Below are 1,287 nucleotides of genomic sequence, written 5' to 3'. Positions count from 1 at the left end.
CGAGATCGCGATCCTCGCCGACCACACCGCTGACCCGGTCCACGTTGCCGCCGACCTCATCAGTCAGGCCGAGCACGACGTGATGGCCGCCAGCGTTCTTGTCACGACCAGCGTCGAATTGGCCGACGCGGTCGACAAGGCTCTGGCTGCGCAGCTCGAGATCACCAAGCATCGCGAGCGCGTCACCACGGCACTGACCGGCAGCCAGTCGGGCACGGTGCTCGTTTCTGATGTTTCCGCTGGTCTGCGCGTCGTCAATGCGTATGCGGCAGAGCACCTCGAGATCCAGACCGAGGATGCAACCGGGGTGGCAGCTCAGGTCACCAGCGCTGGTGCCGTGTTCGTCGGCCCGTGGGCGCCGGTCAGTCTCGGCGACTACTGCGCCGGCTCCAACCACGTTCTGCCGACGGCCGGGTGTGCACGCCACTCCTCCGGTCTGAGTGTGCAGACGTTCCTTCGTGGAATCCACGTGATCGACTACTCCGAGTCTGCACTGAAAGACGTTGCCGGACATGTCATCACGCTGGCCAATGCGGAGGATCTGCCGGCTCACGGCGAGGCTGTGCGTCTGCGATTCGAGGCTCTGCGATGAGTAGTGCTCCTGGAGAGTCGATTTCGGTCGACGCCCTGCCGATTCGCGAGAACCTGCGTGGAAAGTCGGCGTACGGCGCACCGCAGTTGACGGTTCCGGTTCAGCTCAACACGAACGAGAACCCGCATCCGCCGACCCAGGCGCTCATCGACGATGTGGCCGAATCCGTGCGCGAAGCCGCGAAGGAACTGCACCGCTACCCCGACCGTGACGCTGTGGCGTTGCGGACGGATCTGGCGGCGTACCTGGCGAAGCAGACAGGTGTACCGGTCACCGTCGACAATCTGTGGGCGGCAAACGGATCGAACGAGATTCTGCAGCAACTTCTTCAGGCGTTCGCAGGTCCGGGACGTAGCGCGATGGGTTTTGTGCCTTCGTACTCGATGCACCCGATCATCGCCGACGGTACCGATACCGAGTGGGTCGAGGTCTTCCGTCGGGACGACTTCGCACTCGACGTGGATGCTGCCGTCACCGTGATTGCGGAACGTCGACCCGACGTCGTGTTCGTGACCAGCCCCAACAACCCGACCGGACACAGCGTCGGCATTGCGGAACTGCGACGCATCCTCGACGTGGCGCCGGGCATCGTGATCGTCGACGAGGCGTACGCGGAGTTCTCCGCTGCCCCCAGCGCGATGACGCTGATCGACGAGTTCCCGGCCAAGCTGGTTGTGACCCGCACCATGAGCAAG

Annotated in this window: 2 protein-coding genes; both read left to right on the top strand. The window is 64.2% G+C overall.

All coding sequences use genetic code 11. From position 1 onward, the window contains the following. Positions 1-592, top strand: a 592-nt coding sequence (locus A2J01_RS13090) for a histidinol dehydrogenase (protein ID WP_197494214.1), incomplete at its 5' end; no start/stop codon positions are given. Further along, a partial coding sequence (locus A2J01_RS13085; protein ID WP_156519265.1) for an aminotransferase class I/II-fold pyridoxal phosphate-dependent enzyme occupies positions 589-1,287 on the top strand: 699 nt, incomplete at its 3' end. The genes A2J01_RS13090 and A2J01_RS13085, both read left to right, overlap by 4 nt.

Origin of the sequence: Rhodococcus sp. EPR-134 (genome assembly GCF_001647205.1) — a bacterium.
GTDB classification, from domain to species: Bacteria; Actinomycetota; Actinomycetes; order Mycobacteriales; family Mycobacteriaceae; genus Rhodococcus_F; species Rhodococcus_F qingshengii.
Note: the sequence above shows the minus strand (reverse complement) of the source record. Positions and strands in the feature narration are given on the sequence as shown.